This is a genomic window from Saliphagus sp. LR7 (assembly GCF_003344565.1).
In the GTDB taxonomy this organism is placed as follows: domain Archaea; phylum Halobacteriota; class Halobacteria; order Halobacteriales; family Natrialbaceae; genus Saliphagus; species Saliphagus infecundisoli.
In genome coordinates this window covers 1-251 of the sequence record NZ_QPND01000104.1, presented here as the reverse complement: position 1 = coordinate 251, position 251 = coordinate 1, and the positions used below count along the sequence as shown (strand labels likewise).

1 pseudogene is annotated in these 251 nt (G+C 62.9%); it reads right to left on the bottom strand.

The window, feature by feature from the left end:
• Positions 1-127, bottom strand: a pseudogene (locus DVH23_RS24925) (site-specific DNA-methyltransferase); the annotation flags it as partial.
• Positions 128-251 lie beyond the last annotated feature (124 nt).

Sequence of the window (251 nt, the reverse complement as noted above, 5' to 3'; positions counted from 1 at the left end):
GGGAGAGCTCGTCCCAGACGCGGTCCAACTGGGCGTGCATCGCTTCGAACGCCCGCTCGCCCTCGCCCGCCTCGAGAGCCGCCCCGACCGCCGGATCGAGCTCCGAGAAGAGGTCGTCCCAAAGCTCAGTCGATCACACCAGTGACCGCACGAATGCATCGAGAACATGCTGAACCGGTCTGATCCGTGTTCGGATAGTGTCGAGGAATTGGCAAAGACGATGATCAGCACTGGACAGTCGCTGTCGGCGG